Below are 15,037 nucleotides of genomic sequence, written 5' to 3' on the forward strand. Positions count from 1 at the left end.
CATTGATGGCCGATTTGAGCCGGCGCTACCCCTCGGTGGCGCATATGAAGGAAGAAGCCCGGACACGCATTCCGGGCTTCGCCTGGGACTATATGACCGGCGGCATCGGCCCGGAAGAGAATGTGCGACGCAATGTCGACGATCTCCAGTCGGTGCTGATGACGCCGCGCTATCTGAATGGCGAGGCGGATATTCCGCTGATCTCGACATCGTTGTTCGGCGCGCAATTGGATGCGCCGTTCGGTGTCGCCCCGATGGGGCTCAACGGCTTGATCTGGCCGGGCTGCGAAAAGCCGATCGCCGATGCGGCCCGCGCCCAAAACATCGTACATGTGCTGTCGACGCATGCGACGCAATCGCTCGAAGACATGAAGCGGCATTCGGGCGGCAATGGCTGGTTCCAGCTCTATCCGCCCAATGACCCGCAGATGGAGAGCGATCTCATCCGCAAGGCGCGCGAGGCGGGCTATCAGACGCTGGTCGTCACCGTCGACATTCCAGCGCCCACGCGGCGCGATCGCGACATCCGCAACGGGCTCTCGGTGCCGCCGCAGATTACGGCGCGAACGCTGGCGCATGTGCTGGCGCGACCGCGTTGGCTCATGCGGCTCGCCCAGCACGGCATGCCGCATTTCCGTAATCTGGAACCTTATGCGCCGACGGGGTTGAGCATCACCCAGCTCGGGACGTTTCTCGGCGAGATCCTCTCGGGCCACATCACTGCCGCCCGGTTCAAGCGCATTCGCGACCAATGGCCGGGCAAGCTCGTCGTCAAGGGCGTGCTCGATCCCGATGAGGCGGCCGCCTATATGGCCGCCGGCGCCGATGGCGTCATCGTCTCCAATCATGGCGGACGCCAGCTCGACGCCGCGCCGTCCTCCGCCGCCATGCTGCCCAAGGTCCGGGCGAAGCTCGGGCCGGACGCGCTGGTGATGGTCGATGGCGGTGTTCGCTCCGGCCTCGACATCGCCCGGATGATCGCGCTGGGGGCGGATTACGTCTTTCTCGGAAGGCCCTTCCTGTTCGCCGCGACGGTTAGCGACGACGGGCCGGCGCATCTGATCGACGTGCTGAAACAGGAATTGTTCGGCACGATGCAACAGGTGGGAGCGGCGAGGCTTTCGGATCTTCCCTCCTTTCTCCATCATATCTGAGACTGTCATGACCCAGCCGTTCGACCCTTTGTTGCAGGATCTTCTCGATGTGCTGGGCGAGGGCGTCGTGTTCAGCGGAGACCAGATACCCGGCAAGGCGAAGTCCGACGAAAGCCGCACCGGGCACGCCATGCCTGCGATCTATCTCCGGCCGCGCACGGCGGTGGAGGTGGCGGACGCTTTGCGGCTCTGCAACGCGGCGCGCCGACCGGTCACCATTCAGGGTGGCATGACTGGTCTTGCCGGCGGCGCCAATCCGGACGGCTGCGACGTGGCGTTGTCGCTCGATCGCCTGGCCGGTGTCGAGGAGATCGACCGCGACGCCGGCGCGATGACGGTGTGGGCGGGGACGGTGCTGGAGACGGCGCAGAAGGCTGCGGAAGAGGCCGGTTTTTTGCTGCCGATCGATCTCGGCGCGCGGGGCTCCTGCCAGATTGGCGGCAATCTGGCCAACAATGCCGGCGGCATCCGCGTCATCTCCCACGGCGTGACGCGCGACAATGTGCTCGGCCTCGAAGCGGTCCTTGCCGATGGAACGGTGATCTCCTCGCTCAACAAGATGCAGAAGAACAATACCGGCTATGACCTCAAGCAATTGTTCATCGGCTCGGAAGGCACGCTCGGCGTCATCACCCGCGCCGTTCTGAAGCTCAAGCCGCTCGGCGAGGGCCGTGAAACCTGCCTCTGCGCGGTCGAGAGTTACGAGGCGGCGGTGTCGCTTCTGCATGCCGCGCGCAAGGGCATGGCGGGCTTGTCGGCGTATGAGGTGATGTGGCGAACCTTTTTCGATTTCAGCTCCAAGGCGGAAGGGTTACGGTTCTTCGAGGAGACCCCGCCCTTCGTGGTGTTGATCGAGCAGACCGGCGCAGCCTCGATCGAAGCGTTTCTGGAGGCCTCATTCGAACAGGGCCTGATTGCAGACGCCGTGATCGCGCAATCGGAAAAGCAGAGGCTGGACTTCTGGAAAGTGCGGGAAGGCTATGCGCTCGACCATCTGCCGGACCTGATCAATTACGATGTCAGCCTGCCGATCGGCGATCTCGACGCGTATGCTCGAGAGGTGACCGACGACATCTTTGCCGCTTATCCGGAAGCGCATGTTTCGGTCTTCGGCCATATGGGCGACAGCAACATCCATCTCTGCATCTCCGTCGGCCAAGCCGGCGAGGCCGAGCATAACGCGGTCGATGGCATCGTCTACGACCATGTTCGCCGCTTCAAGGGCGCAGTCTCGGCCGAACACGGGGTCGGTCGGTTGAAACGCGCCTATCTCGGCCACAGCCGCAGTCCAGAGGAGATTGCCCTGATGCGCCGCATCAAGGCGGCGCTCGACCCCAACGGAATCCTCAATCCCGGCCGGGTGCTGCCCGGCGGGGAAGAGTGAGCACATCCGTTTGCGCTGCGTTATAAGGGCGCAACCTCGTTTCCGAGGCGCCCCCTATTTCGTCAAATCATAGAATTCCTGGCCGAATTGATTGATGATGAACGCCTTTGCAGGCTCTGCCTGTTCGATCAGCTTCGCCATGAGCCAGTCCGGAATTTCCAGTTCAACACTGACGTTTTTCCGCTCGTCCACGGCGGCATAGTGATCGAACGGCTCCGCCCCAATGAAGCTTTCGACTTTCGCCAGAACCGTTTTTGGATCCTTTTTGATCATCGCGAAGGGAAGATAGAGCATCCGGGCTTCGCCGGCCGACTTATTCCACAGAGCGATACTGTCCTGATAGCGACCACGTGGATTTCGTTCCAGCTTCTCCAGTATCAGTCGCCAATCCTGATCGGTTAAATTCTTCGTTCTCAGCGTCTTTGCCAGCATGCGTGTCTGCGACGCCAGACGATACAGTGGATCTCGAATCAAGGCTATAAACTTTGCTTCGCTCAACAAGGTTGTCGCGCGGAGAACTTGGTTTTTATTCATGTCGAGATAGGCGGGAGTTATCTCGCCCGCCACGCGTCCCACTCGGTGAGGGTGCTCGAAAACTCGGCGATACCACGCTTGCGTCAGAATGTCGTCAGTGATCAGGGATGCATAATATTCCAGATCGATCTTGTATTCATCAAGTTTTGTCCTCTTAAGCAAATTTGCTGTTCTTTTGTATTGCTTAATGTATATTTCCTTCTTATCGATTTTACGGCTCGGTAAAAGTCGTCCGCTGTCGAAATAGTGGATTTCTTTCACCGGAGGGAGCCATATGCTGGGGTTTTGCTTCAGCATGTGATACAGCCAGGTTGTCCCGGCTTTTTGCGCTCCGATGCAAATGAAATCAGGCAGAGACATTCAATTTCCTCATCGACACTAGCAATCAAGGAAAACAGTTGATTCATTTGACAAGTCGGTCAACAGAAAAATTTATAATCACATAAACAAAAGTAAAAATGTGAGAATTTTGATTTTATTTATGATTTGAAGGCGATATTTCAAATTTTTGAACGTACTGATATTGATGATAGACTAAACTTGATATATTCAGCGAAAATATTTATTTATCTATAGAATTTATATCGTAAAATATAGGATTAATCCGTTTTTATGTTGTTGCCGAATTTTTTTGTATCTGGTGCTTTGATCGAGTTTTTATCCACTCGGTACTTAGTAAGTAAATCCTAGCTTCAAATGTAATGTATCTGAAGGCAGGGCGTGCTGTCCTCTGGAGAAATCGAATTTGGATTTCGCCAGATGTTTCGGTCACGGGTCTGCTCGCTGTATCCAGCTCGTGGAAAACACGAATAAAAGCGTTTCGGCTCGGAATGGTTGCTCTTGCTATGAGGGTGCAAGGTGAAATGAGCGCTTTATGCGCGTAGAGATGCGAGATGGAAATCGCCCGTGATTCGCGGACGCCAAGAGAGTGCGCTCCTTGCTTCAGTAGCCGGGAGCAGAAGCGTTTCGCAGAGTTGCAGCAAAAAAAAAGTAAGTCGCTGATCAGTGCCAGTCGTCGCGCTCTGCTTCGACCGGCATTCGCGCCGGGCGGCGGTCGAGGAAGGCGTCGTTGTGGATGATCGTCTGTTCTTCGCTCAGATGCACCACGGCATAGGCCGGCGGCTCGTCGCTATAGACGGTTTCCACCGATCCGCCGACCAGCGGTAGTTGATGATTGGTCGAGGGCAGGGCGGAATAGCCGATGCCGCGCCAGACGCCGGAGACGGCGCGATGGCCATGGCCGAAGAAAATATGCCTGACATCATAACCCGAGAGGATCTCGGCGAAATCCTCGGGATCGTCGAGCATGATCTTGTCCATCAGCGGGTGGGCGATCCCGAAGGGCGGATGATGCATGAAGATATAGACCGGCTTGCCGTCGGCCGCATCCAGCTGCTCGGCCAGCCATTCGCGCCGCGCCGGGCAATAAAGGCCGGCCGACGAGGGCGGTCCCTTGAGCGTGTCGAGGAACAGAAGCGTGCGGCCATCGGCATCGAAGGCGAACTGGACGAAGCCGTTGTCGTCAACGGGGCGGTCGGTGAAGACGGCGCGGAAATTCGCCCTGTCGTCATGGTTTCCGAGAATGAGATGGCAGGGCAGCGGCAAACGCGCCAGCCGCTCCTTGAGCCGTTGATAGGCGGCGGCGTCGCCCTTGTCGGTGAGATCGCCGGTGATGGCGACGAAAGTCGCATCGGCGTGATGCGCCTGGATATCGGCGAGACAGGCCTCGAAACGTTCGAAGGGATCGAGACCCCAGAGCGCGCCTCCCTCGGGGAGGAGATGAAGATCGGTGACGTGGATGAACTTCATGTGCGGCTCCCGTGTCAGGCTTGCGTGTGGGGTAGCGGATGGAGGCGTCAGGGATATGACAGGCGGAGCTGGCTCAGATTTGCGGGCGCGCGAGGCCCCTCATCCGCGACGGATGCTTACCTCCACTCCCTCCACGCGGCGTCCAAGGCGTTCTTCAGCGTCTTCGCCATGAAGTCCACCTCCTCCTCGGTGATGATCAGCGGCGGCGAGGCCAGCATGCGGTCGCCGGTGGCGCGCAGGATCAGGCCGTTTTCGACGCAGTGATTGCGCACCCAGGTGCCGATCGCGTCGGGCTTTTCGAAACGTTCGCGGGTCTTTTTGTCCTTGGCCATCTGCAGGCCGGCCATCAGGCCGACGGCCTGGGTCTCGCCGACGAGATCGTGATCCGTGAAAGCATGCCACGCCTTGGCGAAATAGGGGCCGATATCGTCGCGCACGCGCTCGACCAGCTTTTCCTCTTCGATGATGCGTAGATTTTCAAGCGCGGCGACGGCGCAGACCGGATGGCCGGAATAAGTGTAGCCGTGGTTGAAGTCCGTCTGCATGATGACATTGGCGACGCGGTCGCTGACGAGGACGCCGCCGACGGGCAGGTAGCCCGACGACAGGCCCTTGGCGACCGGGGCCATATCCGGCTCGAAGCCGAAATGCTGGTGGCCGAACCAGCGGCCGGTGCGGCCGAAGCCGCAGATGACTTCATCGGCCACCAGCAGAATGTCGCGCTCCTTGCATATCCGGGCGATTTCGGGCCAGTAGGTCGAGGGCGGAACGATCACGCCGCCGGCGCCCTGGATCGGCTCCGCCACGAAAGCGGCGACGTTTTCCGCGCCGAGTTCGTCGAGCTTGGCTTCGAGTTCGCGGGCGACCGTCACGCCGAATTCTTCCGGCGTGAGTTCGCCGCCCTCCGCATACCAGTAAGGCTGGCCGATGTGATGGATCTTCTCGATCGGCAGCGAGCCTTGTTCATGCATGTATTTCATGCCGCCGAGGCTGGCGCCGGCGACGGTCGAGCCGTGATAGCCGTTGCGGCGGGAGATGAAATGGGTCTTTTCCGGCTTGCCGAGCGCCCCCAATAGACGCGCGCCATGCGGAACCAGGTGTCTGTGGCTTCCGAGCCGGAATTGGTGAAGAAGACATGGTTGATATTGGCGCCGGCATGGGCCGTCACCTTCTGGGCGAGCAGCGCCGTCGGCGGCGTCGTGGTGCCGAAGAAAGTGTTGTAATAGGGCAGTTCGTCCATCTGCGCCCGCACGGCCTCGGCGATCTCGTTGCGGCCATAGCCGATATTGACGCACCACAGGCCGGCGAAGGCGTCGAGATAGCGCTTGCCGTTGGTGTCGATGATGGTCGATCCCTCGCCGCGGGCGATCACGCGGGAGCCGGCTTCGTTCAGCTTCTTCATATCCGAGAAGGGATGAATATGATGGGCGGCGTCGATGGCGGCGATGTTGGAGAGCGCGGCGGTCCTGGTCATGTCATTCCCCCTTGCCGCAGAAAGCCCTCCCGGCTCCGGAGGGATGCAAGGCGGGGGCGCGCGGCGGTTTTGCCTGATTGAAAGGCGACGTGTTATCAGCTACCAAATTGGCCTGACTTCCCGATTTTGGCAAGAGATCAACGGCTTTTTGCCCGTTTCGCCAGACAAACCTGCTCAGCGAGGCCCAAACTCATCATGACATCATCGAGACCGGACGCCGGCATTTCGAACCCCGCGACGCCGCCGCGCATTGAAATCCTCCTGGTCGACATGAATGGCCGCCTGCGCGGCAAGCAGATCCCGATCGAGGCCGAGGACAAGGTCTGGAAGGGCGCCGTGCGGCTGCCCGCCTCCACGCAATCGCTCGACATCTGGGGCGACGACAATGACGATCTGACCCAGATTTCGCTGACGCTCGGCGATCCCGACGGCGCCGTCATCGCCGACCGCGCCAGCCATCGGCCCATGCCCTGGGCGCCCATGGGATCGAGCCAGACGCTCGCCACCATGCACACGCTCGCGGGCGCGCCGCATTTCTGCGATCCGCGCGCCAAGCTCGCCGCGATCCTCGAACGCTTCAAGGAGAAGGGGCTGACGCCGGTTGTGGCGACCGAGCTCGAATTCTACGTGATGGAGGGATCGAGCCGCGAAACCGGCGTGCCCATGCCGCCGTCGATCCTCACCTGCAAGGGCGTTCCCAACGGCTTCCAGCTTTATGAGATGGACGCGGTCGACAGCATGCAGCCCTATCTCGATCTCGTGCGCGCCTATTGCGCCGAGATGGGCCTGCCGGCCGACGCAACCACGGCGGAATTCGGGGCCGGCCAGTATGAGATCAATCTCAACCACAAGGCCGACGCCATGGCGGCCGCCGACGACTGCATCTATCTGAAGCGCGTGGTCGAGCAGGCGGCGCGCAAACTGGGGCTGAAATCCACCTGCATGGCCAAGCCCTATTCCGATCAGGCCGGCTCCGGCCTGCATGTGCATGCGAGCCTGATCGACAAGGACGGCCGCAATGTGCTGGACGCCAAGGGGGCGAGCCGACGCTGCTCAAATCCGTGACCGCCGGCATGCTGAAGACCATGCGCGAGAGCCAGTTGCTGTTTGCGCCCTTCGCCAATTCCTATCGCCGCTTCCAGCCCAGTTCGTTTGCGCCGGTCGATATCGACTGGGGCTTCAGTCATCGCGGCACGGCGGTGCGCATTCCGGAAAAGGATGGCCCCGGCGCGCGCGTCGAACATCGGGTCGCCGGCGCCGACGCCAATCCGTATTTTCTGCTGACGGCCATTCTCGGCGGCATGTTGCTGGGTCTGGACGAGACGCTAGATCCCGGCCCGGCCACCTCGCCGGAGGGCGGCCCCGACAATCCCGAGCGGCTGACGCATGACTTCCTGACCGCGGTCGAGGCTTTCGCATCCTCCGCCTTCATCGGCGACATTCTCGGCCGCGACTATCAGAAGCTCTACGCCGACACCAAGCGCAAGGAAGCGCTCACCTTTCTTCGCACCGTCTCCGACTTTGACTACCGCACTTATCTTCCACGGATCTGAGAGGCCTGAGCCCCGATCTTTTTCAGGCGCGCGCTTCCCGCGCGCGTCTATGGTTTTGGCGGAGATCTGCTAAGCCTAACCCGATACAGCCAGCCTTCGGAGTCGCTCATGTCCGGCATCACCCCCATCCTGATCGAAAACGCGTCCGTCCTGACCATGGATCCGGCCAATCCGCGCGCGGAAGCGGTCTATGTCGCCGACGGCAAGATCGCCGGCGTCGGGTCGAACGCCGAGATGCGGGCTCTGGCGGATGAGAGCGCCCGTGTCATCGACGCCGGCGGCAACACGCTGACGCCGGGTCTGTCGGAAAATCACCTGCATCTGTTCTCGGGCGCGGCGGAACTCGACCATCTGCAGCTCGTCGGCGTCGAGGGCTTCGAGGCGCTCAAGGAAAAGGCGCTCGCTTATGGCGCCGCCATGCCCGACGAGGCGGTGCTCTATGGCCAGGGCGCCAATTACACCATTCTCGGCGACGAGCGCATGACGCGGCATCACCTCGACCGGATCTTTCCGGATCGTCCCTTTGCCGTCTTCGCCCATGATCATCACACTGTCTGGGCCAACACCAAGGCGCTGGAATTCGGCGGCTTGCTGCATGGTCTCAAGGTTCGTCCGGGCAATGAAGTGGTGATGGGCGAGGACGGGCTTGCGACCGGCGAATTGCGGGAGATGGAAGCCTTTGGACCGCTCCTGCGCGCGTCGGGCTTCGAGCGCTACCGGCTGGGTCTCGCCACCGGCGGCGAGCCCGATCCGTATCCTGAAGAAGACGAGTTCGAAACGGACATCGTCGTGATGCGGCGTGGGCTCGACTACTGCGCCCGCCACGGCTTCACCTCGCTGCAATGCATGGACGGCAATCTCTACCAGTTGCAACTGCTGGCCGAGATCGAGAAGCGCGACGGCTTCCTGCCGCTGCGCGTGCGCATTCCCTTCCACTACAAGAGCTTCATGGACCTGCCGATGCTCGAAAAGGCGTCGGCGATGGCGCAAGCCTATAACTCCGATTTCCTGTCCTCCGGCACGGTCAAGCTGTTCCATGACGGGGTCATTGACAGCTGGACGGCGGTGATGATCGAGCCCTACGCCGACAAGCCCGACGGCTATGGCGAGAGCCTGTTCGAGCCCGAGCAGTTCCGCGACGTGGTGATCGAGGCCGATCGACGGGGCCTGCAGATCGCCGTGCACGCCATCGGCGACGGCGCCGTGCGCGCGGTGCTCGACGCCTATCAGGCGGCGCGGGAGGCCAATGGTCCCCGCGACAGTCGCCACCGCATCGAGCATATCGAAGTGATCCATCCCGACGACATCGACAGGTTCAAGGAACTGGGCGTCATCGCCTCCATGCAGCCGGCGCATGCGCCCGGCGTGATGTCGCTGTCGCTCGAGCCGACGATTTCGATGATCGGCCGGGACCGTTGGCGCTATTCCTACGCCTGGCGGACGATCAAGGACGCGGGCGCCCATATCCCCTTCGCCTCGGATTGGCCGGTGTCGCCGATCGATCCGATGTATTCGGTCCAGGCGGCGCTGACGCGCAAGACATGGCAGGACGGCGATCCCGACCAGCGCTTCACGCTCGAGGAGGCGCTGGCCGCCTATACCGCCGAAGGCGCCTATGCGGAATTCAGCGAGGATCGCAAAGGTATGATCAAGCCGGGCTATTTCGCCGATCTCACACTGCTCGACGCCGATCTGGAGGCGCGAGATCCCGAGGCTATCCATGGCGTTACGCCGTCGCTGGTCGTCTGCGGCGGCCGCGTGACCTACGAGGCCTGACGCCACCGCAAACCGTTCGGCGTCTCAGGCTAAAAAATTTTAGGTCCGGGACGCCGAAAACAGAGTTGTCAATTTCGTTTCGCTGTGGTCAGTTAATCGGGCGGTCGCTGAAATCAGCATTTCAAAAATTGAGAAAAAACAAAGCGATCCGGGGAACATCTACATGCCGACGCCTCTTCGACGAGGCTCGAGGCATGGGCGGAGAGCATCATGACGATGCGCACCGAAACCTGGGATGTGAGTCAGAATGAGTGACACCAACGCGATCGACATTCGCGGCGTGACCAAATATTACGGCCATGGCGACTACCGCGTGGCGGCCGTGCGAGAAGCCAATCTCTCGATCCGGCAAAACGAATTTTTTACGCTTCTTGGCCCCTCCGGCTGCGGCAAGACCACGCTGCTCCGGATGATCGCCGGTTTCGAATTTCCGCAGGAAGGCGACCTGATCCTCTACGGCGAGAACATCGCCGAAATGCCGCCGTTCAAGCGCCCGATCAACACGGTTTTCCAAAATTATGCGCTTTTCCCGCATATGTCGGTGGCCGACAATATCGGCTTCGGCCTGAAGATGCTCGGTAGACCCAAGACGGAGATCCAGGCGCGCGTCGCCGAGATGCTGAAGCTCGTGCGGATGGAGCATCTCGCGGGACGCGCCACCAGCCAGTTGTCCGGCGGTCAACAGCAGCGTGTGGCGCTTGCCCGAGCGCTCGCGCCGGCGCCCAAGGTGCTGCTGCTCGACGAGCCGCTCTCGGCGCTGGACTACAAGCTTCGCAAGGAAATGCAGGTGGAGCTCAAGCGGCTGCAGGCCGAAACCGGCATCACCTTCATTTTCGTCACGCATGACCAGGAAGAAGCGCTGACCATGTCGGACCGGATCGCGGTGATGTCGGCCGGCCGCATCCTGCAGGTCGGCGCGCCCCGCGACATTTACGATCGGCCCGCCGATCGCTTCGTGGCCGACTTCATCGGCGAGACGAATTTCCTCAAGGGCAGGATCGGCGCGATCGAGGCCGGCGCGGCGAAAGTCGACCTCGCCTGCGGCGTCTCGCTCACCGGTCCCCTTCCCGACGGCGCCTCGGCCGGCGACGAAGTGACGGTGATGATCCGTCCCGAGCATAGCCGGCTAACCCGCGAGGGCGGCGCGCTGTCCGGCGAGGTCGCGTCGATCGTCTATTTCGGCACCGACACCTATTTCAACCTTCGTCTTTCCGACGGCTCCACCTTCACCGTGCGCCAGCAGAACCGGCCGGGCGAGGAAAGCGCGATCGGGGAAGGACAGACCCTCGGCGTTGCTTTCCCCGACGCCGCCATCCGTGTTTTGAGGGGTTGAGATCATGGCGCGTCACGAGGCTCTCATCGAGGCGCAGCAAAGACGGGATGTTCGCAATCGCTGGCTTTTGTCGCTGCCGGCGCTGCTGATCATCCTGTTCGCAGCCACCGGCCCGCTGTTGATCGTGCTCGTCTACTCATTTCTGACGCCGGGTGAATATGGCGATGTCAATTGGACATTCTCTACGGAATCCTGGGTCGGCGTCGTGCTGCAGCGGGATATTTTCGACGATACGCTGACCATCGCCGATGCGCATGTCTCGATATTCTTGCGTTCGGTGCAACTCTCGGTGCTGACGACGCTGCTGACTTTGTTTCTCGGTTTCCCGACAGCCTATTTCATCGCCACGCGGCCGGCGGGCAGCCGCGATCTCTGGGTGTTCGCGATCACCATCCCCTTCTGGACCAATCTTCTCATCCGCACCTTCGCGATGCTGGAGGTGATCCGCAATCAGGGCCTGATCAACACGCTATTGATGAAGCTGGGCGTGATCGATGCGCCGATCCAGATGCTGTTCACCGATGGCGCGATCTTGGCCGGCATGGTCTATGTCTATCTGCCGCTCATGGTGCTGCCGCTCTACGCCAGCATGGAGAAGCTCGATTTCAGGTTGGTCGAGGCCGGCTATGATCTCTACGCCACGCCGTTCCAGGTGCTCCGTCGCATCGTCATTCCGCTGGTCAAGCCGGGCATGATCGCCGGCTCCATCTTGGTCTTCATCCCCTCGCTCGGCGCCTATGTGACGCCTTCGATCCTCGGCGGCGGCAAGAATCTGATGCTCGGCAACCTGATCGAACTGCAGTTCGGACAGGGGCGCAACTGGCCGCTCGGCGCGGCGCTGTCAATCGTGATGATGGCGCTGGTGATGGTGGCGCTGATCGCCTATGTCCGCAATTCCGGCTCGATGGAGAAGAGCCATGGCTAACCGCATATTCGACGTCCGTCGCCAGCGCGGCTTCACCACCATCGCTTTGTTCTCCTTCGTCGCGCTTTATGTGCCGATTGCGGTGCTGGTGGTGTTTTCCTTCAATGCGGGGAGAGCATTTCCGAATGGGGCGGTTTTTCGCTGGACTGGTATCGCTCGGCGCTGGGCAATGTGCGGGTGATCGAGGCTGCGGGCCGCTCGTTCCAGATCGCGACCGTGGCGGCCTTGATCGCGACCGTGGTGGCGACGCTCGCCGCGGTGGCGATGACGCGCACCGCGCCCTATCGCGGCATGACCGCGAAATACGCCTTCCTCAATCTGCCGCTGATGGTGCCGGAAATCGTCACCGCCGTGGCGCTGCTGATCTTCTTCTCGCGGCTCAAGATGTGGACCGGCTATTCGGGCATGGGCTACCTGATCGCCGCGCACACGGCCTTCTGCGTGCCCTTCGCCTATCTGCCCGTCCGGGCCCGCCTCGAAAGCATGGACACCACGCTGGAGAGGGCGGCGGGGATCTCTACGCCACGCCCGTGAAGGCCTTTCGCTACATCACGCTGCCGCTGCTCTGGCCCGGCATCATCGCCGGATTCATGCTGGCCTTCGTGATCTCGCTCGATGACGTCGTGATTACCGAATTCGTCAAATCCGGCGGGCAGGACACGTTGCCGACCTATATGCTCGGCCAGATCCGCCGCGGCACGACGCCTGAAGTCAACGCCATTTCCACGATGTTCCTGCTGCTCTCCTTGCTGGCGGTGACCATCTTCTTCTTCATCAACCGAAAACGAAGTTCATAAGAAAGGGAACCAAAATGACAATGGGACGGAAAATGCTGGCGGGCTTCGCCATGCTGATGGCGTCGGCCAGTTTTGCTCATGCCGATGGGGAATTGCACATCTACAACTGGGGCAATTACACCAGCCCCGAGATGATCAAGAAATTCGAGCAGAAATACAACGTCAAGGTCACGATCACCGACTACGACTCCAACGACACCGCGCTCGCCAAGGTGCGTCAGGGCGGCACCGGCTTCGACATCGCCGTGCCGAGCCAGAGCCATCTGTCGATCTGGATCAAGGAGGGCCTGATCCAGGAGACCGACCCCGGCAAGATGGAGAACGCCAAGAACATCGCTCCGGAATGGGCCAATCCCGAATTCGATCCGGGCCGCAAATATTCGGTTCCGTGGCAGTGGGGTTCGGTCGGCGTGGTCGTCAACACCGATGTCTACAAGGGCCCGGCAGACAGCTGGGGCATCCTGTTCGATCCGCCGGAAGAGCTGAAGGGCAAGATCAACATCGTGCCTGAGATGTCGGACGTCCTGTATGCGGCGATCGCCTATAATGGCGGCAAGCTGTGCGAGACCGACAAGGCGATCCTGAAAAAGCCCGCGACACGCTGGTCAAGGCCAAGCCCAACTGGGTGGCGATGGAGTACAACACCATCGAAAAGATGACGGCCGGCGATTTCGCCGCGACGTCGGACTGGAACGGATCGGCGCTGCGCCAGCGGCTCGCCAAGCCGAACATCCACTATTTCTATCCGAAGGAAGGCATCACCTTCTGGTCCGACAACGTGGTCGTGCTGAAGGAAGCCAAGAATGTCGAAAACGCCAAGTTGTTCCAGAACTTCATCATGGACCCGGAAAACGCCGCGATGATCTCGGCCTTTGCGCGCTACTCCAACGGCATTTCGGGCTCCGACAAGTTCATGCCCGAGGACATGAAGGGCGCGCCCGAACTCAATCCGCCGGAAGAGGTCAAGGCCAAGGCCGAGTTCATGAAGCTCTGCGATCCGGCGACCCAGGATCTCTACACCAAGATCTGGACCGAACTGCAGAAGTAAGGTCTTCGTCTTCGTCTCCCGCCGCGAGCTCATCGCGGCGGGTTTTTCATTCACCGGAATTCCGCCATGAAAACGATCTTTTCCCCCGCCATCTGGGCCACGCCAACAATCTCGAGCTCGTCGCGGGGGCCATCGTTCCCGCCTATGAGATGCCCTCGCGGGCGCATTTCATCCATGACCGGATCATCGAGGTTGGTCTCGGCCCGATCCTCGGTCCCGACGACTACACGCTCGACACCGCCGCCCGCGTACACCGCAAGGATTTCCTCGATTTCCTGCCGACGGTCTATCCGCGCTGGAAAGAAGCCGGCCGCGACGGCACCGCGCTGCCCTTCACCTGGCCGACGCGCGGGCTCCGCGGTGACGTCGTTCCCGACTTCATCGACGGCGCGCTCGGCTACTATTCCTTCGACGCCGGCATCGGCATGGTCGAAGGCTCGTGGGACGCGATCAAGTCCTCGCATGACGTGGCGCTGACGTCGGCCGCGCTCGTCAAGGGCGGCGAGAAGGCCGCCTATGCGCTGTGCCGTCCCCGGGGCACCATGCCGGGGCCGGCTTCATGGGCGGCTATTGCTTCATCAACAACGCCGCGGTCGCCGCGCAATGGTTCCTCGATCAAGGCGCATCGCGCGTGGCGATCCTCGATGTCGACTATCACCACGGCAACGGCACGCAGGAGATCTTCTACCGCCGCAAGGACGTGCAGGTGATCAATCTCCATGCCGACCCGATGCAGGAATATCCCTATTTCCTCGGCCACAAGGACGAGATCGGCGAAGGCGAGGGCGAAGGCTTCAACCTCAATTATCCGCTGCGCTGGGGCGCGACGTTCGAGACCTGGAACGAGGCGCTGGAAGACGGCTGCCGCAAGCTCGTCGACTACGCGCCCGACGTCGTCGTCGTCTCGCTCGGCGTCGACACATTCGAGAAGGATCCGATCAGCAAGTTCAAGCTGAAGACGGAGGACTTCCCGAAGATCGGCGCGCGCATCGCCAAGCTCGGTCTGCCGACGCTGTTCGTGCAGGAAGGCGGCTATGCGGTCGCCGATATCGGCGTCAACGCCGTGGGCGTCCTGCAGGGCTATGAGGGCGCATGAGAGCGGCTGGCCGGCTTCGGCCGGCCTCCTTACTTCTCGATATTCTAAATTACGTAGGACTATCAGCGGGATAATCCTGATTCGTTTCAAAATGAAACGATAATTTAATGTCGTGGGGATAGTTTTTGCCGGACTTTTCCGGGATTGCCCATGT

7 protein-coding genes and 5 pseudogenes are annotated in these 15,037 nt (G+C 61.0%); 9 read left to right on the forward strand and 3 right to left on the reverse strand.

Going from position 1 to position 15,037, the window contains the following annotated elements:
* Nucleotides 1-5: 5 nt before the first annotated feature.
* Nucleotides 6-1,154, forward strand: coding sequence for an alpha-hydroxy acid oxidase (locus H2O14_RS17470; protein WP_182828647.1), 1,149 nt, complete (start codon nt 6-8; stop codon nt 1,152-1,154).
* Between the two features lie 7 nt (nt 1,155-1,161).
* Nucleotides 1,162-2,538, forward strand: a complete 1,377-nt coding sequence (locus H2O14_RS17475) for an FAD-binding oxidoreductase (RefSeq protein ID WP_182828648.1) — start codon at nt 1,162-1,164, stop codon at nt 2,536-2,538.
* A 54-nt stretch (nt 2,539-2,592) separates the two neighbouring features.
* Here the strand turns inward: H2O14_RS17475 and H2O14_RS17480 are convergent, their stop codons facing one another.
* From H2O14_RS17480 to H2O14_RS17490, 3 genes and pseudogenes are all read right to left on the reverse strand, one after another.
* Nucleotides 2,593-3,432 carry a sulfotransferase gene (locus tag H2O14_RS17480; RefSeq protein WP_182828649.1) on the reverse strand — a complete coding sequence of 280 codons (840 nt, stop codon included), beginning with the start codon at nt 3,430-3,432 and terminating at the stop codon, nt 2,593-2,595.
* Between the two features lie 642 nt (nt 3,433-4,074).
* Nucleotides 4,075-4,881, reverse strand: coding sequence for a phosphodiesterase (locus tag H2O14_RS17485; protein ID WP_182828650.1), 807 nt, complete (start codon nt 4,879-4,881; stop codon nt 4,075-4,077).
* A gap of 116 nt (nt 4,882-4,997) precedes the next feature.
* Nucleotides 4,998-6,355: pseudogene (locus H2O14_RS17490) on the reverse strand (aspartate aminotransferase family protein).
* Nucleotides 6,356-6,550: 195 nt separating this feature from the next.
* On the opposite strand from H2O14_RS17490, the pseudogene H2O14_RS17495 reads away from it, so the two are divergent.
* The 7 genes and pseudogenes from H2O14_RS17495 (at nt 6,551) to H2O14_RS17525 (ending at nt 14,883) form a co-directional block, all read left to right on the forward strand.
* Nucleotides 6,551-7,908: pseudogene (locus H2O14_RS17495) on the forward strand (glutamine synthetase family protein).
* Between the two features lie 108 nt (nt 7,909-8,016).
* Nucleotides 8,017-9,684, forward strand: coding sequence for an amidohydrolase (locus tag H2O14_RS17500; RefSeq protein ID WP_182828651.1), 1,668 nt, complete (start codon nt 8,017-8,019; stop codon nt 9,682-9,684).
* Between the two features lie 247 nt (nt 9,685-9,931).
* On the forward strand, nt 9,932-11,017 hold the full coding sequence (locus H2O14_RS17505; RefSeq protein WP_182828652.1) for an ABC transporter ATP-binding protein: 1,086 nt from the start codon (nt 9,932-9,934) through the stop codon (nt 11,015-11,017).
* Nucleotides 11,018-11,021: 4 nt separating this feature from the next.
* Nucleotides 11,022-11,942, forward strand: a complete 921-nt coding sequence (locus H2O14_RS17510; protein ID WP_182828653.1) for an ABC transporter permease — start codon at nt 11,022-11,024, stop codon at nt 11,940-11,942.
* Nucleotides 11,935-12,739, forward strand: a pseudogene (locus H2O14_RS17515) (ABC transporter permease). Before H2O14_RS17510 ends, H2O14_RS17515 begins: the two are co-directional and overlap by 8 nt.
* A gap of 20 nt (nt 12,740-12,759) precedes the next feature.
* Nucleotides 12,760-13,787: pseudogene (locus H2O14_RS17520) on the forward strand (extracellular solute-binding protein).
* Nucleotides 13,788-13,853: 66 nt separating this feature from the next.
* Nucleotides 13,854-14,883, forward strand: a pseudogene (locus H2O14_RS17525) (histone deacetylase family protein).
* Nucleotides 14,884-15,037: the final 154 nt, after the last annotated feature.

The sequence above is a fragment of the Rhizobium sp. G21 genome (assembly GCF_014158035.1).
Classification (GTDB): Bacteria; Pseudomonadota; Alphaproteobacteria; order Rhizobiales; family Rhizobiaceae; genus Rhizobium_E.